Below are 18332 nucleotides of genomic sequence, written 5' to 3' on the forward strand. Positions count from 1 at the left end.
CACCTTCTCCATACCTGGGCATGGGCGAGCCTTGCCTAAAGCTGCAGTTTCGCTTGGGACTTGAGCCGAAGAACGTGGCCGCGGCGAAGAACTCAAAAGCCTTGGGCACCTCGCCGGCACCCTGCCGCTGATCCACTGACACAGCGGGAACCCGCGCATCACACCGCAGCGGCGCTCAGCCGACGGGAGGCCCGCGAGTGGTCTTTCCCGTGCGGTGGGCGGCACGGATGACCCCGTACGGCCACGACACCCTCACCTACGGCTGCTCCCGCCCCCGGGCCGAGCCCCCGCCCGCCGGGGAGGAAGCGGACCGGCAGGCGGGGGAGTTGATCCCGTCGCAGATGGCGGCACTGCGTATGTTCGTCGGCCTGGATGATCAGCTCCGGGTGTCGCCAGCCGACGGGCTGGCAGAGAAGGTCAGGGCGGCCTCGTGCGACCACGGGATCAAGCGGTGGCGGCTGTATTTGACGCCGGAGCAGATGGAGTCCGTGGCGTACGGGTTGTGGCTGCACCGGATGACCGGCTCGGCCGCGGAGGCCAACCGCTTCGCCCGCGAGTACGGCGTCGTGCACAGCCCGGCACGGGCCTCGGACGAGGGACCTCCGGTTGCGCGGGGTGGTGCGGGGGCAGCGGGCGAGGGTGACGTGGATGAGCCGGTCGGGGGAAGGTACTGAGGGTTTTGGTGAGTGCGGACGCAAGCGGCGCGCTGCGCGGTGGCGCACCCCGCATTCTGCCGTGCTTCTTCGCGCGGGCCCCGGCCTGGTGTGCCGATGCACCGGCCGGGCAGTATGTGCCCAGCCATTGCCTGCTCGTGAGGGATCGCCATGCACTCCAGCTACCGTGCCGCGTCATCCGTGCTGTTCGCCGCGGTGTTCCTGGCGGGCTGCTCGCCGGCCGCCACGGACGGATCTGCCGCGTCGCCGACCGGAACTTCGGCCACGGGGCCTTCGGGCACGGACGCACACGGCGGCCCGCAGGGGGCGATCGCGGTCGGGGCCGGCCCGCAGACCACCTACACCGTCCAGAAGCAGCCCCCGGCGGGCAGTTGCCACTTCCGGTACGAGAAGGGGGAGCCGCTGGAGGACCCGGCGTGCACGCCGGGTGCAATCTCTCCGGCGGTCACCCAGACGAATCTGAAGTCCACGATCTGCCGCAAGGGTGGCTACACCTCCGGCATCCGGCCGTCCACGTCCGTCACCGGCAAGGAGAAAGAGCTGAACGCCGCCTCCTACGGTTACAAGGGCCGCATGGGCGATGCCGAGTACGACCATCTGATCAGTCTGCAGCTAGGCGGCGACCCCAATGATCCCCGCAACCTGTGGGTCGAGCCGCCGGACCCGGGCCACAAGAAGGGCGGCGGGGTCAACAACCGGAAGGACCCGGTGGAGACGAAGCTGCACACCGCGGTCTGCTCCGGGAAGGTCACGCTCGGGGCCGCGCAGAAGGCCATCGTCACCGACTGGACCACGGCTCTGAGTACCCTCGGCCTTGGGTGAGGGGCGGCGGTTGGAGGATGTCCCGTCGGACTACTGGTAAGTCACCGGCGGGTCTACTGCAGTCCTCACAGCTGAAGGCCCCGGCTGGACGGGGGAGGCCAGCCGGGGCGGCAGGTGGTGGCGTGCGGAGGGCGGTCGCCTTGCGGCGGAGGGCTCCATGGGGCTTCAGCCGGACGATCGTCCCCATGGGCTATAGGTGAGGCCCGGGGACACTGTCCCCTCCGCAGCCACACTTTAGTGAACGGTCAACTTTCTGGGGTTGTTCCCCCAACTGTCTGACGGCCGCTGTGAGGTGGCACACCCGCCGGTCTCAAGGGGGTATGGGGAAAGGCGAGGAAACGGGCCGTCCGCGTCGGCTCGGCCGACGGGTCGGGCGGCAGTAAGCAAGACCGAACGGCCTGACAGCGGATGCCGCCGGCAGCAAAGAGATCGAACTCGGCTTCCGGTGAAAAGGTCGGGTTACAGCGGACGGCCGGCCCCGAGGCTGGTAACGGCGGACACCTGGCAGCGTGCCTGCGTCCTGGTCGGGTCACTCTTCTGCGGGGACGCGGTGCCGGAGCGCTCGGCCGGGCTGGGTGATATCGGCTGCCAATGCGTGAGACCCGTTCACCTATGACTGAAACAGACCAAAACGGTGTGCAGTCTTTGCGTTGCCTGTGCTTGGATGGCGTCAACGCGACGGGGGTACGCGGGAGTTGACGTTGTGCCGTCGTCGGTGGAGACCAACACCGGGGGTACAACTTGAAACCGAGAAAGCTGCTCACTACAGGGGCCGTGGCGCTGGGACTGCTCGCAACAGCCGCCCCGTCAGCGTCAGCTGCGGCCGGCCCGTCGGGTGACGGACAGCTGCGCGTCACCATCGGCCAGCCCGGGTCCCGGGCGAGCACTCTGGCCAGCCCGGCCGCGAATGCGTCCTGCACCGTCAACCGCATCACGGTCAACCGCTTCAGCGAGTGCGAGTGGGTCACCGTCCATCTCGACGTCGTGAAAGTCATCAACGGGCGCCCGGTCATCGAGGGCACCGCCGACTTCAGCGTCAAGCACCAGATGACGCTGAAGACCAACTCCGCCAACTGGAGTGAGAAGTTCACCATCTCCAAGGCGGCCACCACGGGCCAGGGCAGGGGCGTGGCCGTCAAGTTCTCCGCCACCTCCGGCGGCGGCACCAAGGCCACCGTCCACTTCCAGCAGGGCCATACCCTCGACAGTGCGGCCAGCGGCAGCGTCGACTACAAGACCACCGCCATCGCCCCCAAGAAGATCAACCCCAAGGCGAAGACCACCTACGGCTACACCTTCACCAAGGCCGGCTACAGCCCCGGCAGCGTCTCCTACGCCTCCGCCGTCTACCGGTGCGACAACTACTACGGCAGCACCCGGGCCAGCCGGGCCGGATGCGCCATCCCGGAAGCGCCTACCGGGGTGAGCATGGTCGGCCTGGCCCGCATCGACGAGGGCATCCGCAAGCTCCGCTCCCGCGGCGGGCATTACGGCGACCCGAACGGCGGCAAGCCCCTGCACTGGATGATCAACAAGACGCAGGAAGGCCGGAACAGGGCCGCGGTGTGCCCGCGGACCGCGCCGGCGGACATGCGGCGCGCCGGCCGCACCTCGTGTGACGAGTACCCGTTCGCTTCCACCTACGAGGGCGGCACCGCCCTTCCTGCCGCCCAGCGGGAGATCACCTGGGTCAAGGTGAATGAGAACAAGGCCCAGGGTGGACGCATCACCGCCTGGCGCGGCCAGATGCACGTCATGGATCACGACCCGTTCTACGTGATCGCCTGACCGCGGCTACAGTCCCCGCAAGACTGGGTGCCTCTTCCCGCATCGTGCAGGAGGGGGCACCCTGCCCCTGTTCAAGGAGGCTTTTCCATGCTGGTCCGTGCATCGTCGTTCACTGTCGAGCTCGGCGAAGGTGGCTATCTGATCGGCTTTACCGACGACTACGAGTACCCCAAAGAGATGCCCTTCGGCTGGCGCTGCGGACCGGCCACCGACGCCAGCGCCGTCGTCCTCACCACCACCGACACCGGCCCCCTCCACCTGACCGTCCAGGTCCACGACGCCCTGCCGGCACCCGAAACCGGCGCCGAGTGGGAGCCCGTCGAGGAGATCAGCCTGCGAGTCGACCTCCCCGCCCTTTACGTTGCGACCCTCGAGCAGGGCGACATCCTGGACGCGTGGCCGGACGGCGAACCTCCCCTGGAGTTCGCGTTCTCATCCGATGGGTCGGACTGGGTGCGGATGCGTCTGTACTGCCACGCCGACGACCCCGAGCCCGGCATCGGCGACCACGGCGAACGCCACCTCATCCAACTCTGGTCCGCACCCCACACGCCCCCCGTCCACCCCGACATCACCGACGCCGACCGACAGGCACGCGCCGACTACGCCGCGGACATGGCCATGCCGGTGGAGGACTACAGCACCGCCTACACGGACACATACCACGGCGAGCAAGACGGACACTGATGGTGGCTGGCTGCGCCGTCATCGGCGCGGCGGGCGGTGACCCGCGTGGCGAGGAGGTCGACCGCGGCATCGACGTTCCCAAGCTGGCTCCCAGAAGCGAACTTGAACGGAGGAGGTTGTGGTGGCCGGCAACTGGGAGTGGCTGAGAGGTCTGCAGCCGTCCAGCGAGGTGCCTGAGCAACTGTGTACCCCGACGGTATCGCCTGAACTCAACCTTGGTGTGCAGGTGATCGGCAGCAACATCGTCGGTAACGACGTGGTCGAACTCGCTGCGCAATACATGGCCGAACATGCCCGGCTCGAACTGTGGATGGGGAGCCACGAGCCGCCCCTGGGCCTTCGGCAACAGTTTGAGCGAGGCCGGGCCTCTTCTGAGGCACTGCTTGTGGCCTACGAGGCGTGGGTCGCGTTCGAAACCGCCTACCAGGCGTCCGGCAAGAAGGTCGACCAGGTGCGTGACGAGCGAGAGAAACTGAAGGCAGCCCTACGCAGGGCCACCGACGCCCTCGTACGTGCCCGGATCGAATAGCTTGCGACCGTCGGCGAGCGGATATTCGGGTTGCGGGTGGTCCGGCTGTGGTCGGATGGGACGCTGCCGCTTTTATGGAAAGACGCGTTCATCCGGTAGTTCGACAAGGCTGCTTGTTGTCGATTCCGGTACTGAATCTGTTGGTTGGCGCGGTCTTCCTGGCCCATGTCCAAGGACCGGGCTTCCTATCATCAGAGCAAGTTCGACCGCGCGGCGCGCACGTCCTGGTGCGGTGGCCAGCGGTTACGGGAGTGGGGAATAAATGGGCCAGGGGATGACGGCAGCACGGCGTTCCGCAGGGACGGAGACCGGGTTGGACGTGCTGTTGCGCTGGGTGTGGATCCGGCGGCGTACGCCCGCGCAGGACATTGAGGACTTCAGGAACGGGCAGCCGCTTCAGGTTGTGGGGTTCACGAAGAGTATCGGTGGGGCGGTTATGGTCTCGGTCGGCCGCGGCAAGCAGATCGCGCGGATCAGGCAGGGGTATTTGCGCCTCGTCGTGGGGGAGGAGCCGGTCTGGAGCGATCGGCGGGGAAGCAGGAGCGCGACCCTGAGGCCACCCTTCGGGGTCAAGCCCACCGGCGAAAAGGTGCCCGCGGCGCCGAAGTTCGAGCGGTATGAACTGGTCACGGCCGACGGGACGTACGACCTGGCCGTTCCGAAAAGGGACGCAGAACTTGTACGGTACGTCTTTGGCCCGGCGCGGAACTGAACCTAGAGCCCACCCGGCCGCGGCGCGCCACCAGCATGTCCGGCCGCCCGGTTCTGCAGCATTAGCGGCCAGCCACAGAACTTGTGTGGACCACCGACGACGCGTCATGCCCGGACACCGGTGACCGCCCCTCACGATGGTTCCGGCCGGCGGACCGGACGGTTACGGTCTTCGTCCGGGCCGCCGGGCGGGTGGGGCCGATCAGCCGGGGTGGAGATGACTGAGAGAGGGAAAGGCTGGTCGGCCGGTGGGGGCGTCGGCGGGTCAACTGGTGCTGTCCACGCCGACCGTGAGGGTTGCCGTGAAGCCGTCGGAGACACCGGTGCCGAGTGCGGTGAGGGTCAGCAGGCCCGAGGACGCGCCGGCGTCGTCGTAGATGCTGTCGTCCTCGAGCAGGGTCTCCGTGGTGGTGTTGTCCGAGTACGGCGAGACGGCCTGGATCTCCGCGTTGATGTCCGCGTCGAAGAAGAGCTGGCCGGTGTGGATGACCTCGCCGCCGGTGTAGGAGTCGTCGGTGAGTGTCACGTCCGTGTGCACCCGCATACGGACGTGGACGGCGCGCGACACGTAGTGGCCGGGCCAGATCGAGGTGATCGAGCACTGACCGTTCTCGTCGGTCATCTGCCCGCCGCGCAGGAAGGTGCCGTCGTCCTCCTCGTCGTGGCCGTTGCCGCCGACGTAGCCCGAGTACTCGCCGAGTGAATCGCAGTGCCAGATCTCGACCAGGGCGTCCGCGAGCGGTGCGCAGTCGTTCGCGGTGTCGACGACCGTGAAGGTGTACTGGACCTCGACTCCCTCTTTCTCCTCCCTGATGTCCTTGCGGACGAGGGCGCCGTCGAGGGAGTACGGACCCTCGGTGACCTCGGCGGTGAGGGAGCAGACGGTGGTGGTCGCGGTCGCCGAGGCGGAGGCCGTGCCCGACGTGGCGGCCTTCGGGGTGGACTGCTGGGTGGAGAGTGGGTCGGCCGAGGCGAGCCCGGCCACCGCGAGGCCGCCGACGACGGCGGCGGTGCCGCCGCCGATGAGGACCCGGCGCCGCTGGACGCTCTTGTCCCGGCGGTGTTTGGCGGGCTCTTGGCCCGCGTCCTGCTGCTGGTGTTGCTCGTGGTTTCCAGTCATGGGTAAGGAAGCTAAGGGCGAATCTGAGGAAACCCTTGATGTGCGGCTGTGAATGTGCTGGGCAATCGAGTCTCCAACTGAGCAGGATTCACCGGGAGTTGGGGACTCGGAAGGGTGGCGGTGGCAGTGAACCGCCCCCGCTTGGCCGATCGGCGTGTAGACCAGGCAATAGGCGATCTTGTCCGGCCATTCGAGCTGCGGAGGCCCAGCACCCACCGGCTGCGGGTGGGCTCAGGGTCGTCGAAGAAGTCGGTGACCGGCAGTTGGACTGCAGTCCAGTTGAACATGCGTACCCCCTCGGCGCCGTTGCCGCACGAGAGGCGCTGCCAGGGACTCCTGGATGCTCAGCTGGCTACTGCCTCCTGCTGCGGCTCGGCGGCAGCGGGCTCCGAGGTGGCTGCTGTGGTGTAGAAGACCGACGAGCCTTGCTTGGTGCGGTGAGCATGGCTCTTGGCGACCAGTCCTTCGAGGGTGGTGCGTACGACAGTGGTCTTCACGCTGCGGTCGGGGTGGGACTGCGTGAGCGCGGCGGAGATTTCGGCAGCGGAACGCGGCTCGCTCTCCTGCTTCAGGTGGCTGCGGATCAGGTCGACCAGGGTCGGCTTGGTGGCTTCCGTGGACGCCTTCGCGGACGGGGCCTTGGCGGCGGGCTTCTTGGACGCCGTCTTCTTCGCGCCCCTGGCGGCCGCCTTCTTCGGCTTGCTCTGCTTGGGTTCGGCGGAGACCTGGTGAGGCACGGACGGTGTAGTTGCGGTATCCATCTCGGCGGCGGGGCTCGCATCGCCGAGTGCCTGCTGCATGTTCACGAGCACGGTGTGGTCGTGCTGCAGGGCATGCAACTGCTCCTGCAGGGCTTCGATCTCCTGACCGATACGTTCCTGCTCCTTGGCGTTGCGCTCAAGGTCGCCTGTCACCTGGGCGATGTACTGCGACGTCAGTTCTGTGGCGTGGGAGGAGTTGGCTTCAGACATGACATGGTCCTTTCTGTAGTCCGCGGGCACGGCGGTGAAAGTAGGAGCCATGTGCGCGAACGGATGGAGGTAGGTGTCCCGCCTGCTGTGGCTGGATCACTGCAGGACACAACTGCAGCAGGGTGCAGCAGTTTAGAGATAGTACGCACGACTGGAACAGGATGTTCGTGTCGAGTGCTATCTCACTCTCCCCTCCAGGGCGAGCAGTCGGCAGAGTCAGACGTGTGACGCAGAGGCTGACTGGGCACTGCTGAACCGCCCCTGGCCTGGGGAGACAGGTGCCAGGCAGCGCGGGCGGTATCCGGAAGTAGTGCCAGGCAGTCAGCGAGAGTCACCAGACGGTCGAGGAGTTCCTCGGTCTGGTGGGGTGATTGGCCGCACAGGCGTGCGAGCGCCTTCATGTCGGCATCGTGGAAGTCGTCGTCTCCGCGGTGCCAGATCCGCCGGGCGGGAGCGTGGGCGTGGAGGAACCGGCAGGGCTCTCGGGGCGGGTCATCCGGTGGTGTCGTTGGCTTCCCAGTCGATGGTGCGGCGGTATTCGGGGTGGTTTTTGTCCATCTGGATGGCGGCGTGGATGGGCAGGGGGTGGCGGGTGCGGTGCTCCCAGGCCAGGGCGTGGTTGCACAGCCTCGCTGTGGTCAGGGCGTAGGGGAGCGCGTCTTCCCCGTCGGGCCGCTGGATGACGGCGATCTCGGTGGGGTTGTACCAGGTCCGCGCTTGCTGCTCCTTGTCGTCGCACGTCCAACGGCCTTGTTCACGGCCGGATTTGGCGCATGGGGTTCCTCCAGCTGCCTGGTGGGGGAGGCGGTGCAGCGCTCCACTCCTCTGCCAAGAAGGCAAGGTCGCCGGCGTTGGACACGGAGCCGGGACCGGGGGGTGGTGTGTCGGCGACATCCGCCACCGGTTCGGGGATTCGAGCCGGCCCGAGGGCGACGAGCAGTGAGCGATGGGTTCACCACCCGCGTCGAGCAGCCTTCCGGCCCCGTGTACTTGGCCGCCCGGCGCAGAATGTCACGTTCCATCTCCAGCTCGCGCACCTCCTTGCGCAAGGCCGCGATCTCCGCGTCCTTCACCGACTCCGCAACTGCCTCGGACCGCTCGGCCTTCTCCGCCGTCTTGATCCACTGCCGCAGCGTCTCGTGATTCACACCCAGCTCGGCGGCGATACGCGAGACGGGCCGGCCCGACGAACGCGCCAACGCCACCGCGTCGGCCCGGAACTCCGCCGAGTACTTGTAGGCCCCCACCCAGGACTCCTCTCCCTGGACTCAAGATCCAGTGTCGAGGTGTCCACGATCAAGGTGGAGGGCCCGTCTCGAAGAAGTCGCATGCGAGGAGTGCGTCGGCTTGGGAGCGCAGGAAGTCCGCCCAGGTGCTCGAGGCCCGCTCGGGTACCGGCAGGATCCCGGCCTCCTTCAAGATCTCCCAGACCGTGGACGCTGCCACCTTCACCCCGAGGACGAGGAGTTCACCGTGAAGGCGCCGGTATCCCCAATTCGGGTTCTCTCTCGCCAGGCGAAGTACCAAGGCCCGGATGGAGTGCACGTTGCGGGGCCGGCCGCTGCGTTTCGGCCGGGACTGGGCGGCGTGACGGCGGGCGACCAGGTCGCGGTGCCAGCGCAGCACCGTGCCGGGCCGCACCAGCAACCGCATCAGCGCAGCAGCGCCGCCAGGAACGCCCGGTCGCACTCGTTGAACCGTACCCGCTGCCCGCTCAGCTGTCGCACCAGCACCGTGATCTGATGGCGCAGGGCCAGGATCTCGGCATCCTTTTCCCGTTCGCTCATCGGCAGCAGTCACAGCATCGCGAACGCGTTCGTCACACCCAGGTACGCCAGTTGCAGCAGCACGGCCGATCATCATGCCGGGGTAATCGTCAGTCGGTTAGAGCGCCGGATCGGGCGATACGGTCGACATCCCCATGCACCATGGCACACGGTCTCTCACCTGGGCGGATGAGGTTATCGGCAGGGAGAACGTTTGCCCGCGGCGGTGTGCTCGTCGTGGACGAAGAGCACCAGGCCAGCCAGCAGCAGGGCCGCGCCGACCCACACCGCGTGGGGGCCCTCGGTCGCAGTGAGCCTGGCCCCGCCGAGCGCGCCTAGAGCGAACGCGAGAACGATCACGCCGAACTGACGGGCGCGGCGGGCTGCGGCGGTGTCGTGGTCGATGAGTGCCAGGTAGGCGTTCCGGGCGGCGCTGCGCAGATTGCCCGTGGTCATCGTTGTGATGTACTTCGTGTCCACCAGGGTGCGGAAGGTGGAGACCTGCACAGACGCGGTAAATGCGATCATGACGGTGACCAGGATGTCGGGGGCGGTGCGGGGGATGAAGCCGACTACGGCGAGCACCGCGATCTCGAGGCCGAGTGCGGCACGGACTGGCCTACGCACGAGCGCGACGGCCTTGGGGCGGCGGAGTGACTCCACGACGATGATGCCGACAACGAACGCGATAATCGACGGAAGATGGTTCAGCGCTTGCCGCCAGTACCCCTGCGCGGCCGCGACGCCCATCAGCACGATGTTGCCGGACTGCGCGTTCGCGAACACGCCGTTGCGGCCGATGAAGGTATAGGCGTCCAGGCCACCGCCCACCAGCGTGAGCAGCACACCGAGTCGGACGGTATGTGAAGTAGGGATCGGATGCGTGAGTTCCGCGGACTGAGGAGCCGCAGCGTTCGGCATTGGTGTCGCCTTTCCGTCACGGGCGCGGGATGTTGCGGAGGTTGCTGCGTGCCAGGTCGAGCATGCGCCCGACCCTGCCGTCGAGCACGGTTCGGGTTGAGGCGAGGGCGAATCCGCGTACCTGCGCGGCGGTGATGTGCGACGGCAGCGACAGTGCGTTCGGGTCGGTGCGGACGTCTACCAGGGTCGGTCGAGGAGATGCGAACGCTTCGGCCAGCGGCCGCCCCCAGCTCGTCTGCGCCGCATAGTGCGCATCGAAGTGCAGTGGCGCGGTGTTGTGCGTGAGCAGCGTCATCCAGCTGTTGTCGGTCTGGGTGACGGTACGGCCCAGCGGGTGGCGGTAGGCGTCGCCCTCGACGAAGTCTTCGAAGTACCGCCCATTCCAGCCGGACACCAGACGCTCGGACTCGTCGGTCATCGGGTGCCTCCTGATCGGGTTCTGCTGGATTGCCGACGCTCTCCACGCTGGTTGCTCGCCATCGATTCATCAAATGCAGTTATAACTGCATACGATTCAGATATGAATGACTAGATAGCACCGAACCTTTCCATCGCCGTCGTCGTACTGGAGGAGGAGCACCTCACCCGGGCGGCATAACGGCTGGGGATTCCGCAGCCGACCGTGAGTCACGCCATGCGCCGGGTCAACGACGCGATCGGCACCCCGCTGGCGCATCGGGTCGGTCGCGGCATCTTGGCGACTCCCGCTGGTAGGGCGTTCTTGCCGGCCGCGCGTGAGGCGCTGGCGGTTCTGCGCGCGGCGCGCCTCGAGCTCGCGGACGTCGTCGATCCGGATCGGGGCCAGGTGTCGCTGGGCTTCCTGCACACGCTCGGCGTGGTTCGGCCAGTGCGTTTCTGGCGAGCTTGTCGGCGGTGTGGAAGACCTCTTGGCTGGTACCCATTGCGGTGCTCTCCAGGTCTGGACGGGTACGGGTGATCACGGTGATCGTCCTGGTCCCGACAGGTGCTGACCTGACTTACCTGGGGTTGGCCGTGTCAGGCGGTCTCATCGCTGTAGCGCAGTTCGAGCTGGTCGAAGTGCGGCTTGCGCACGAGGCGTTGACGCTCTTCCCACGGGGTGAGCTCGGCGATGACCGAGTCGAGTGAGCCTGTGTCGCGCAGGGCCTGCAAGACTTTCTGGCTTCCGCGCATTGCACCCTGCATGGCGGCGTTGGCGAACAGGATGATCGAGTAGCCCATGGCCACCAGCTCTTCCTTAGGAAGCAGCGGAGTCTTGCCCCCCTCCACGAGAGGAGCTGGCCCAGGCCGGCTAGGCCGTCCCCGACGTGCCCAAGGTGGCCATGGCCATGGCGCGGCGCGCGACATCTCGTCATGGTATTCATGGCCGGGGGATGTTGCGGAGGTTGCTGCGGGCGAGGTCGAGCATACGGCCGACGCCGCCGTCGAGGACTGTGCGGCTGGAGGCGAGTGCGAAGCCGCGTACCTGTTGCGCGGTGATGTGCGAGGGAAGGGACAGCGCGTTGGGGTCGGTTCGGACGTCCACCAAGAACGGCCGGGGTGAGGCGAAGGCCTTGGCCAGGGCGGGGCGTACCTCGGTCGGGTCGTCGACGGCGATCGAGTCGAGTCCGCAAGCGGCCGCGATCGCCGCGTAGTCGACCGCTCCGTGGTCGGTGGCGAAGTACGGGTAGCCGGCGACCATCATTTCCAGGCGGATCATGCCGAGCGAGCCGTTGTTGAACACCACCACGGTGAGCGGCAGGTTCTGTTCGCGGGCGGTGAGCAGTTCGCCCAGGAGCATGGACAGGCCGCCGTCGCCGGACAGGGAGACCACCTGGCGTTCGGGGGCGGCGGTCTGGGCGCCGATCGCCTGGGGCAGGGCGTTGGCCATCGAGCCGTGCCGGAAGGAGCCGATGACGCGCCGGCGAGGGGTCGGGGTGAGGTAGCGGGCGGCCCAGACGTTGCACATGCCGGTGTCGACGGTGAAGATCGCGTCGTCGGCGGCGAGCTCGTCGATCTGGGCGGCGAGGAACTCCGGGTGGATGGGGCGCATTGTGTCGATGTCGCGGGTGTAGGCGGCCACGACGTGTTCGAGGGCCTTGGCGTGGCGGCGCAGCATCCGGTTCAGGAAGCGTCCGTCGGTCCTGGCCTTCAGCATCGGCAGGACCGCTCGGATCGTCGCGCCGACGTCACCAGTGACGCCGAGGTCCAGCGGAGTACGCCGGCCCAGACGGGTCGCGTCGCGGTCAACCTGGATCGTATGGCTGCCCGGTAGGAAGGCGTCATAGGGGAAGTCGGTGCCGAGCAGAAGGAGCAGGTCGGCTTCGTGCATGGCGTCGTAGCAGGCGCCGTAGCCGAGCAGGCCGCTCATGCCGACGTCGTATGGGTTCTCGTACTGGATCCACTCCTTGCCGCCGAGCGAGTGGCCGATTGGCGCGTTCAGCGCGTCGGCGAGCTGGAGGACCTCCTTTCGGGCGTCGCGGATCCCCGCGCCGACGAAGAGGGTCACGGTGTCGGACTGGTTGATGCGCTCTGCCAGCTCGCGGACGTCCTGGGCAGCCGGGAGTTCGGCGGCCGTGCTGTACGCGAGGGCGCTTGTGCCGGTGGCGTGCGCCGCGGGGCGTGCCCCGATGTCGCCGGGGATAGCGAGCACGGCGACTCCGCGGCGGCCCACCGCGGTCTGCATGGCGATGCGCAGCAGGCGGGGCATCTGCTCGGTGCCGTTGACCATTTCGGAGAAGTGGCTGCAGTCGGCGAACACCCGCTCCGGGTGGGTCTCCTGGAAGTAGCCGGTGCCGATCTGGCTGGACGGGATGTGGGAGGCGATCGCCAGCACCGGGGCGCCGCTGCGGTGGGCGTCGTACAGGCCTTGGATGAGGTGGGTGTTGCCGGGACCGCAGCTGCCGGCGCAGACCGCGAGCCGCCCGGTTATCTGTGCTTCGGCGGAGGCGGCGAAGGCGGCGGCCTCCTCGTTGTGGGTGTGCACCCATGTGAAGTCCCGGTGTCGGCGGACCGCGTCGGCGATCGGGTTGAGGCTGTCGCCGACCAGGCCGTAGATCCGGCGCACGCCGGCGGCGTGGAGCACGTCGATGAGCTGTTCTGCAACGGTGGTGGACATCTGACTGACGGTCCTTTCTTCAGTGGAGGAGCCCGGCCTTGCGGGCGTTGAAGCGCAGTTCGTTACGGTGGTCGGGGTGGGCGATGGCGATGAGACGGCGGGCCCGTTCGTCGATGCTGGCCCCGCGCAGGGCGGCGACGCCGTACTCGGTGACGACGTGGTCGATGGTGTTCTTCAAGGTGGTGACCACGCTGCCCGGGGTCAGCGTCGAGCGGATGCGGCCACGCCCCTGCCGCGTGGTGGAACGCAAGACCAGGAAGGCCTTGCCGCCATCGGAGTACATCGCGCCGCGCGCGAAGTCGGCCTGCCCGCCGGAGGAGGACCAGTAGCGGCCGGCGATGGTTTCGCTGGCGGCCTGGCCCATCAGGTCGACCTCGGTGGTCGCGTTGATCGACACGAAGTTCGGCTCGGTCGCCACGGTGCGCGGGTCGTTGGTCCAGTCCACCGGCATCATCTGCACGGCCGTGTTGTGATCGAGCCAGCGCATCAACTCCGGGGTGCCCACGCAGAAGGTGGTGACGTGCTTGCCCGGGAAGTTGCGCTTGCGGATGCCGGTGGCGATTCCGCGTTCGACGAGGTTCATCAGCCCGTCGGAGAGGCATTCGGTGTGGATGCCGAGGTCCTTGTGGTCGGTGAGGGCACTCAGCAGGGCGTCGGGGATGGAGCCGACGCCGACCTGGAGACATGCGCCGTCAGGGATCAGCTCCGCGATGTGGCCCGCGATCGCCTCGTCCTGCGGTGAGGGCGCGCGGTGGGTAACCTTCGGGAAGCCGGCGTCGGTCTTGATCCAGCCGGCGATTTGGCTGCCGTGGATCTGGTTTTGCCCATAGGTGAACGGCTGCTGCTCGGTGACCTCGAGGAAGAAGGGAACCTTCCCGATGAACGCCGCGGTGTAGTCGGCGTTGGGGCCGAGACTGAAGTAGCCGTGTTCGTTGGGGCCGCTGGCGCGGGCGATAGCCAGGTCCGGCTGGATCCGGCGCAGTAGCAGCGGCACCTCGGAGAAGTGGTTGGGTACCAGGTCGCACTGCCCGTCCCAGTAGGCCTGGCGCGAGCCGGGGCCGAGGAAGTAGTCGACGTGGCGCAGGTGCGTGCCGTAGGCGCCCTGGATGTAGGGCCGGGTGACGAAGGGGTCCATGCGGTGGATCTCGACACCGTCGAGTTCTTCGGCGTGCGCTTCGATGGTGTCGAGAAGGGTGGGCGGTTCGCCGAAGCCGATCGGTACGACGATCTTCGCGCCCTGCGGGATCCAACGGAGAACGTCGGTGGGCTCGCCGGGGATGAGCCCGTCGGTGCGCTCGGATGTGGTTGTCATGATCATTCCTCCTGTTCTGCGGCGACGATGCGCCGGGCGAGCTCGAGACGGGGGCGGTCGATCATTTCGCCGCCGACCCGGACCGCGGCCCCATGACTGTGCTCGGCGGCGGCCACGACGGCACGCGCCCAGGCCACCTGCTCGTGGGTGTAGCCGAACGCCTCGTCGACGGGGGAAACCTGGCGGGGGTGGATGCACAGCTTCCCGCCGAACCCGCACGCGCGGGCCTGTTCGGCCTGGGTACGTGTGATCCGGGCGTTGTCCAGCTGCATGTCCGGTCCGTCCAGCGGGGCACGCAGCCCTGCCGCCCGGCTGGCGAAGACCAGTCGGCTGCGCGGATACGCCCATGCCAAGGGGTCCTCGCCGAGCCGTGCGTCCAGGCACAGGTCCGCGGAGCCGAGAGCCAGGGCCACCGCCCCGGGTGCCTGTGCGATCTCGTCGGCGTTCTCCACGCCGCGCGCGCTCTCGATGAGTGCGACGACGTCGGCACCGGCCCGCGCAGCGGTCTCCGCGACATCCGCGGCGCTTTCGGTCTTGGGCAGGACAACCCCGAGGAGCCCGGCGCTGCCAACCAGGGCGCTGACGTCGTCCGCCCAGTACGCGGACTGGTGGTCGTTGACCCGGACCCACGCCTGGTGGCCCTGCGCCAGCCACGCCAGCACGCTGGTGCGCGCCTCGGCCTTGGCATCGGGTGCCACCGCGTCCTCAAGATCAAGGATCACCGCCTCCGCGCCGGAGGCGACGGCCTTGGGGAACCGCTCCGGCCGGTCGCCGGGGGTGAACAGCCAGCTGCGGGCATCGACGTTCATGCGTCCGCCTCGCCTTCCATCGGCGCAGGCACGCCGGCGGGACCGTGTCCGCGCCGGAAGACCATGATCGTGCGCAGGAAACTGATGACGACGGTGCCGTCCTGGTTGTAGCCCAGGGTCTTCACCCGGACGATGCCCGCGTCGGGGTGGGACTTGCTCTCCCTGGCCATGACCACCGTGGACTGCGAGTAGAGCGTGTCACCCTCGAAGACCGGCGCGGTCAGGCGCACCTCGTCCCACCCGAGGTTGGCGAACACATGCTGGCTCACATCCGTCACCGACTGCCCGGTGACGAGCGCGAGGGTGAGCGTGGAGTCGACCAGCGGTCGCTTCCAGATGGTCTGCGCCGCGTAGTGTGCGTCGAAATGCAGCGGCGCGGTGTTCTGCGTGAGCAGGGTCAGCCAGGAGTTATCGGTCTGGGTGATCGTCCGGCCCAGTGGATGGCGGTAGACATCGCCGACGGCGAAGTCCTCGAAATACCGCCCGTCCCAGCCAGGCACCAGACGTCCGTTCTGCTCGGTCATCGCGGGACCCTCACTTCCAGGGAGACTCGTTTGCTTCCGACACCTCCACACTGGTCGCCGCGGATCGATGCATCCAATAATCTTTTGACTGTGATTGATTCAGATGCTGATTGGTTGGCTCTCATGGCCCCCAATCTGGCCATCGCCGTCGCCGTGCTCGAGGAAGAGCACGTGACGCGTGCCGCGAACCGGCTCGGGCTGCCCCAACCGACGGTGAGCCACGCCATGCGCCGGATGAACGACACGATCGGGGCGCCGCTGGTGCAACGCTGCGGCCGCGGGGTCGTGCCGACCGCCGCCGGGCGGGCCTTCCTGCCAGCTGCGCGCGAGGCGCTGGCCACCCTGCGCGCGGCGCGCCGCGAGCTGGCGGACGTCATCGACCCCGAGCGGGGCCAGGTCTGTCTCGGCTTCCTGCACACCCTCGGTGTGCGCGACGTCCCCCAGCTGCTCGACGCCTTCCTCGCCGCTCACCCGGACGTGCGTTTCACCCTCACCCAGGGCCCGGCGCAGGCCCTCCTGGACCGGATGCGGGCCGGGGAGATCGACGTCGTCATCACCGCCCCCATCCCTGACGACGCGGCGTTGCGCTCGGTCGTGCTGCGCGACGAGGAACTGTTCCTGGCCGTCCCCGCCCGGCACCGGCTCGCCCGTCGCGAGGCAGTCGACCTCCGCCAGGCCGCCGGGGAGCGGTTCATCGCCTTGACCTCAGGGCACGGGCTTCGGCAGGTGTTCGACGAGCTGTGTGTGGCCGCCGGATTCGAGCCCGAACTCGCCTTCGAGGGCGAGGACGTGGCCACGCTCCGCGGACTCGTCGGCACTGGGCTGGGGGTCGCGGTATTGCCGAGCAGCCCGGTACCCACCGAAGGCGTCACCCACGTGCACCTCCGGCGCCCCCCAGCACACCGCCTGCTGGGCGCGGTCTGGCCAGCCACCCGGCCGCTCCCACCACCCACACGCCGGTTCGCCGAGTTTCTCACCGAGTCCGGGCGCCGGGTCCTCAGCGAGAATTGAATCCTCCCCTCCCTGAAGGGAGGGGATTCGTCACCCTCCAGGGCTGATGTGGGGATTTCTAGCTCACGCTGCCAGGCGGGGCGGCGCCCCGTCTGGTCTTCCGCGATCGGCACTAGCCGGGTTGAGACCAGCCCGGACCAGCATCACGCGGGCGGAGTTTTTATCCCGGGGGGATACGGCTCCGCACGCGGTGCAGGCATACGTTCGTTCCGAGAGAGGTAGTGCGTGCTTGGTTCTCGCTCCGCACTGCGCACAGTCCATCGTGGTGTGCGCGGGGTGCACCAGGCGGACATCCCGCCCGTGCTTGCGGCCCATCTCGATCAGCGCGGCCTTCGTCGCGCCGATGGCGGCGTCGGCCGCCTTGCGGGCCATGGTGGTCCTGGCGAGGAACTTCGGCCGGAAGTCCTCCACCGCCAAAGCGTCGTGGTCGCGAACAACGGTCTTGGCCCACTTACGGGCGGTGTCCTGCCGTTGCCGGGCCACCTTCTTGTGCAGCTTCGCCGTCCGCCGCTTCGCTTCCCGGTAGCCGTTGGATCCTGCCTGTCCGCGCTTCGGCTTCCGCCTGGCCATCATCCGCTGATACCGGGCCAGCTTCTGCGCGGCCGTGCGCCCGTGCCGGGTGTGGGGAAGGTCGTGGGCCACAGATGTGGTGGTCGCGGTCTCTTTGACGCCCCAGTCGATCCCGATCACACGACCGGTTAAGGGCAGCGGTTTTGCGGGTGCGGCAACGACGAACGAGGCGTACCACGCTCCGGTGGCGTCCTGGTACACGCGGACACTGGAGGGGCCGGCGGGCAGGTCCCGCGACCACACCACCCGCAGCACCACCTGGCCTGCCAGGTGCAGACGGCCGCCCTTGAGGCGGAAACCGCGCCGGGTGTAGTTCAGGGACGGCCGGGCCTCACGCTTCTTCTTGTACTTCGGCATTCCCGCCCGGCGCCGCATCGGTAACCGGTCTTTGATGTCCTTTTGCGCCTTGGCGCGGGACTTCCCGAAATCCCGTATCAACTGCTGCTGAGGGACCGAGGAGCCCTCACGCAGCCACGACGCGCTCTTGCGGGCCCCGGTCAGCATCTTGTCGAGCTGCGCCGGTCCGCACGTCCGCTTCTCGCCGGTGGCCTTGTTGTGCACGTGCACGGCCTTGGACTTGGCAACGCACTCATTCCAGATCCACCGGCACCGGTCCCAGTCGCCCAACAGGGCGGTACGGGCCGTGGACGACACACGCAGCCGGAAAGTCCACCGGGCATGCCCGGCATCCTCCGTGATCGCTTGAGTCGTCATGAACGTCAACCTATCCGGGAGGACTGACAGTTGAGAACAATTGATCTCGGGGGCTACCTCACCCCGCCGCGGGGTGGACGCCGTTTCGCCCTGGCGGCGAAACGGCCACCCCTGCCCTGCTCCCCAGGAGTCCGATTCCTCTCCGCCCTAAAGGACGGAGCATCCTCGGAGAAGCCCGGTGAACCCATGGGCCGCTGACGAATGATCAGCGGCCTGGGTCACAACGCGTTCACCGCGGCCAACGCCGACTGCGCCGATGGGGGCTTCTTCCACCGGGAGAGTGCCGTGACGGCCCGGTGATGCGCTCATCGCGGATGAACAACACGA

General features: G+C 67.9%; 21 protein-coding genes and 2 pseudogenes. 9 read left to right on the forward strand and 14 right to left on the reverse strand.

Annotation, left to right across the window (positions count from 1 at the left end; genetic code table 11):
- Nucleotides 1-197 precede the first annotated feature (197 nt).
- The 6 genes from AQJ27_RS59675 (at nucleotide 198) to AQJ27_RS46930 (ending at nucleotide 5212) form a co-directional block, all read left to right on the forward strand.
- Nucleotides 198-674 carry a DUF6417 family protein gene (locus tag AQJ27_RS59675; protein WP_235613996.1) on the forward strand — a complete coding sequence of 159 codons (477 nt, stop codon included), beginning with the start codon at nucleotides 198-200 and terminating at the stop codon, nucleotides 672-674.
- Nucleotides 675-824: 150 nt separating this feature from the next.
- Entirely contained in the window at nucleotides 825-1496 is a 672-nt protein-coding gene (locus AQJ27_RS46910) for a hypothetical protein (protein ID WP_067384041.1), read from the forward strand.
- 741 nt (nucleotides 1497-2237) lie between these two features.
- Nucleotides 2238-3284 (forward strand): NucA/NucB deoxyribonuclease domain-containing protein, encoded by a 1047-nt coding sequence (locus AQJ27_RS46915; RefSeq protein ID WP_067384044.1) that lies wholly within the window; start codon nucleotides 2238-2240, stop codon nucleotides 3282-3284.
- 87 nt (nucleotides 3285-3371) lie between these two features.
- Nucleotides 3372-3971, forward strand: a complete 600-nt coding sequence (locus AQJ27_RS46920; protein ID WP_067384047.1) for a hypothetical protein — start codon at nucleotides 3372-3374, stop codon at nucleotides 3969-3971.
- Between the two features lie 121 nt (nucleotides 3972-4092).
- Entirely contained in the window at nucleotides 4093-4500 is a 408-nt protein-coding gene (locus tag AQJ27_RS46925) for a hypothetical protein (RefSeq protein ID WP_067384050.1), read from the forward strand.
- A 319-nt stretch (nucleotides 4501-4819) separates the two neighbouring features.
- Complete coding sequence (locus AQJ27_RS46930) at nucleotides 4820-5212, forward strand: hypothetical protein (protein WP_235613999.1); 393 nt, start codon at nucleotides 4820-4822, stop codon at nucleotides 5210-5212.
- Between the two features lie 264 nt (nucleotides 5213-5476).
- Here AQJ27_RS46930 and AQJ27_RS46935 read toward each other — a convergent pair whose 3' ends face one another.
- From AQJ27_RS46935 to AQJ27_RS53860, 3 genes are all read right to left on the reverse strand, one after another.
- Nucleotides 5477-6331, reverse strand: a complete 855-nt coding sequence (locus AQJ27_RS46935; RefSeq protein WP_067384056.1) for an intradiol ring-cleavage dioxygenase — start codon at nucleotides 6329-6331, stop codon at nucleotides 5477-5479.
- Between the two features lie 344 nt (nucleotides 6332-6675).
- On the reverse strand, nucleotides 6676-7302 hold the full coding sequence (locus AQJ27_RS46940) for a hypothetical protein (RefSeq protein WP_067384059.1): 627 nt from the start codon (nucleotides 7300-7302) through the stop codon (nucleotides 6676-6678).
- Between the two features lie 492 nt (nucleotides 7303-7794).
- On the reverse strand, nucleotides 7795-8142 hold the full coding sequence (locus AQJ27_RS53860; RefSeq protein WP_159064619.1) for an RNaseH domain-containing protein: 348 nt from the start codon (nucleotides 8140-8142) through the stop codon (nucleotides 7795-7797).
- Nucleotides 8143-8241: 99 nt separating this feature from the next.
- Here AQJ27_RS53860 and AQJ27_RS57670 point away from each other — a divergent pair, with 99 nt between their 5' ends.
- Nucleotides 8242-8445, forward strand: coding sequence for a hypothetical protein (locus tag AQJ27_RS57670; RefSeq protein ID WP_067384062.1), 204 nt, complete (start codon nucleotides 8242-8244; stop codon nucleotides 8443-8445).
- On the opposite strand, the pseudogene AQJ27_RS61065 reads toward AQJ27_RS57670, so the two are convergent.
- The 5 genes and pseudogenes from AQJ27_RS61065 to AQJ27_RS61070 form a co-directional block, all read right to left on the reverse strand.
- Nucleotides 8385-8549: pseudogene (locus AQJ27_RS61065) on the reverse strand (transposase); the annotation flags it as partial. The gene AQJ27_RS57670 and the pseudogene AQJ27_RS61065 overlap by 61 nt on opposite strands.
- Nucleotides 8550-8598: 49 nt before the next feature.
- Nucleotides 8599-8955, reverse strand: a complete 357-nt coding sequence (locus tag AQJ27_RS53870) for a helix-turn-helix domain-containing protein (RefSeq protein WP_201264519.1) — start codon at nucleotides 8953-8955, stop codon at nucleotides 8599-8601.
- The gene (locus AQJ27_RS60400) at nucleotides 8955-9089 is read right to left on the reverse strand and encodes a hypothetical protein (protein WP_268814652.1); all 135 of its coding nucleotides are present in this window, start codon (nucleotides 9087-9089) and stop codon (nucleotides 8955-8957) included. Before AQJ27_RS60400 ends, AQJ27_RS53870 begins: the two co-directional genes overlap by 1 nt.
- A 174-nt stretch (nucleotides 9090-9263) precedes the next feature.
- Entirely contained in the window at nucleotides 9264-9914 is a 651-nt protein-coding gene (locus tag AQJ27_RS46955) for a YoaK family protein (protein WP_201264518.1), read from the reverse strand.
- Between the two features lie 91 nt (nucleotides 9915-10005).
- Nucleotides 10006-10206: pseudogene (locus AQJ27_RS61070) on the reverse strand (ubiquinone-dependent pyruvate dehydrogenase); the annotation flags it as partial.
- 390 nt (nucleotides 10207-10596) lie between these two features.
- Between AQJ27_RS61070 and AQJ27_RS61075 the strand changes: the two are divergent.
- Nucleotides 10597-10926 carry a LysR family transcriptional regulator gene (locus AQJ27_RS61075; RefSeq protein WP_425275283.1) on the forward strand — a complete coding sequence of 110 codons (330 nt, stop codon included), beginning with the start codon at nucleotides 10597-10599 and terminating at the stop codon, nucleotides 10924-10926.
- A 59-nt stretch (nucleotides 10927-10985) separates the two neighbouring features.
- Here AQJ27_RS61075 and AQJ27_RS46970 read toward each other — a convergent pair whose 3' ends face one another.
- The 5 genes from AQJ27_RS46970 to AQJ27_RS46990 form a co-directional block, all read right to left on the reverse strand.
- Nucleotides 10986-11195: a hypothetical protein gene (locus tag AQJ27_RS46970; protein ID WP_159064622.1), complete on the reverse strand. Its 210-nt coding sequence runs from the start codon at nucleotides 11193-11195 to the stop codon at nucleotides 10986-10988.
- A gap of 133 nt (nucleotides 11196-11328) precedes the next feature.
- Entirely contained in the window at nucleotides 11329-13065 is a 1737-nt protein-coding gene (locus AQJ27_RS46975) for a pyruvate dehydrogenase (protein ID WP_067384073.1), read from the reverse strand.
- 19 nt (nucleotides 13066-13084) lie between these two features.
- On the reverse strand, nucleotides 13085-14377 hold the full coding sequence (locus AQJ27_RS46980; RefSeq protein WP_067384077.1) for an acetyl-CoA hydrolase/transferase family protein: 1293 nt from the start codon (nucleotides 14375-14377) through the stop codon (nucleotides 13085-13087).
- Between the two features lie 2 nt (nucleotides 14378-14379).
- Nucleotides 14380-15186 carry an HpcH/HpaI aldolase/citrate lyase family protein gene (locus tag AQJ27_RS46985; RefSeq protein ID WP_067384080.1) on the reverse strand — a complete coding sequence of 269 codons (807 nt, stop codon included), beginning with the start codon at nucleotides 15184-15186 and terminating at the stop codon, nucleotides 14380-14382.
- A complete protein-coding gene (locus AQJ27_RS46990) occupies nucleotides 15183-15710 on the reverse strand; it encodes a MaoC family dehydratase (RefSeq protein WP_067384083.1) in 528 nt (175 codons plus the stop codon). The genes AQJ27_RS46985 and AQJ27_RS46990 overlap by 4 nt, the downstream gene beginning before the upstream one ends.
- A gap of 123 nt (nucleotides 15711-15833) precedes the next feature.
- On the opposite strand from AQJ27_RS46990, the gene AQJ27_RS46995 reads away from it, so the two are divergent.
- Complete coding sequence (locus tag AQJ27_RS46995; RefSeq protein ID WP_159064623.1) at nucleotides 15834-16721, forward strand: LysR family transcriptional regulator; 888 nt, start codon at nucleotides 15834-15836, stop codon at nucleotides 16719-16721.
- Between the two features lie 63 nt (nucleotides 16722-16784).
- Here the strand turns inward: AQJ27_RS46995 and AQJ27_RS47000 are convergent, their stop codons facing one another.
- Nucleotides 16785-18005 carry an RNA-guided endonuclease InsQ/TnpB family protein gene (locus tag AQJ27_RS47000; protein WP_067384086.1) on the reverse strand — a complete coding sequence of 407 codons (1221 nt, stop codon included), beginning with the start codon at nucleotides 18003-18005 and terminating at the stop codon, nucleotides 16785-16787.
- Nucleotides 18006-18332: the final 327 nt, after the last annotated feature.

Source organism: Streptomyces olivochromogenes, assembly GCF_001514115.1.
Taxonomy (GTDB): Bacteria; Actinomycetota; Actinomycetes; order Streptomycetales; family Streptomycetaceae; genus Streptomyces; species Streptomyces olivochromogenes.

Excerpts from the sequence above, each read along its gene's own strand:
- AQJ27_RS47000 (WP_067384086.1), bottom strand. The coding sequence starts at position 18,005 with ATGACGACTCAAGCGATCACGGAGGATGCCGGGCATGCCCGGTGGACT.
- AQJ27_RS46985 (WP_067384080.1), bottom strand. The coding sequence starts at position 15,186 with ATGAACGTCGATGCCCGCAGCTGGCTGTTCACCCCCGGCGACCGGCCG.
- AQJ27_RS46980 (WP_067384077.1), bottom strand. The coding sequence starts at position 14,377 with ATGACAACCACATCCGAGCGCACCGACGGGCTCATCCCCGGCGAGCCC.
- AQJ27_RS46995 (WP_159064623.1), top strand. The coding sequence starts at position 15,834 with ATGGCCCCCAATCTGGCCATCGCCGTCGCCGTGCTCGAGGAAGAGCAC.
- AQJ27_RS46975 (WP_067384073.1), bottom strand. The coding sequence starts at position 13,065 with ATGTCCACCACCGTTGCAGAACAGCTCATCGACGTGCTCCACGCCGCC.
- AQJ27_RS46990 (WP_067384083.1), bottom strand. The coding sequence starts at position 15,710 with ATGACCGAGCAGAACGGACGTCTGGTGCCTGGCTGGGACGGGCGGTAT.
- AQJ27_RS60400 (WP_268814652.1), bottom strand. The coding sequence starts at position 9,089 with ATGAGCGAACGGGAAAAGGATGCCGAGATCCTGGCCCTGCGCCATCAG.
- AQJ27_RS46940 (WP_067384059.1), bottom strand. The coding sequence starts at position 7,302 with ATGTCTGAAGCCAACTCCTCCCACGCCACAGAACTGACGTCGCAGTAC.
- AQJ27_RS46935 (WP_067384056.1), bottom strand. The coding sequence starts at position 6,331 with ATGACTGGAAACCACGAGCAACACCAGCAGCAGGACGCGGGCCAAGAG.
- AQJ27_RS46920 (WP_067384047.1), top strand. The coding sequence starts at position 3,372 with ATGCTGGTCCGTGCATCGTCGTTCACTGTCGAGCTCGGCGAAGGTGGC.
- AQJ27_RS46910 (WP_067384041.1), top strand. The coding sequence starts at position 825 with ATGCACTCCAGCTACCGTGCCGCGTCATCCGTGCTGTTCGCCGCGGTG.
- AQJ27_RS53870 (WP_201264519.1), bottom strand. The coding sequence starts at position 8,955 with ATGCGGTTGCTGGTGCGGCCCGGCACGGTGCTGCGCTGGCACCGCGAC.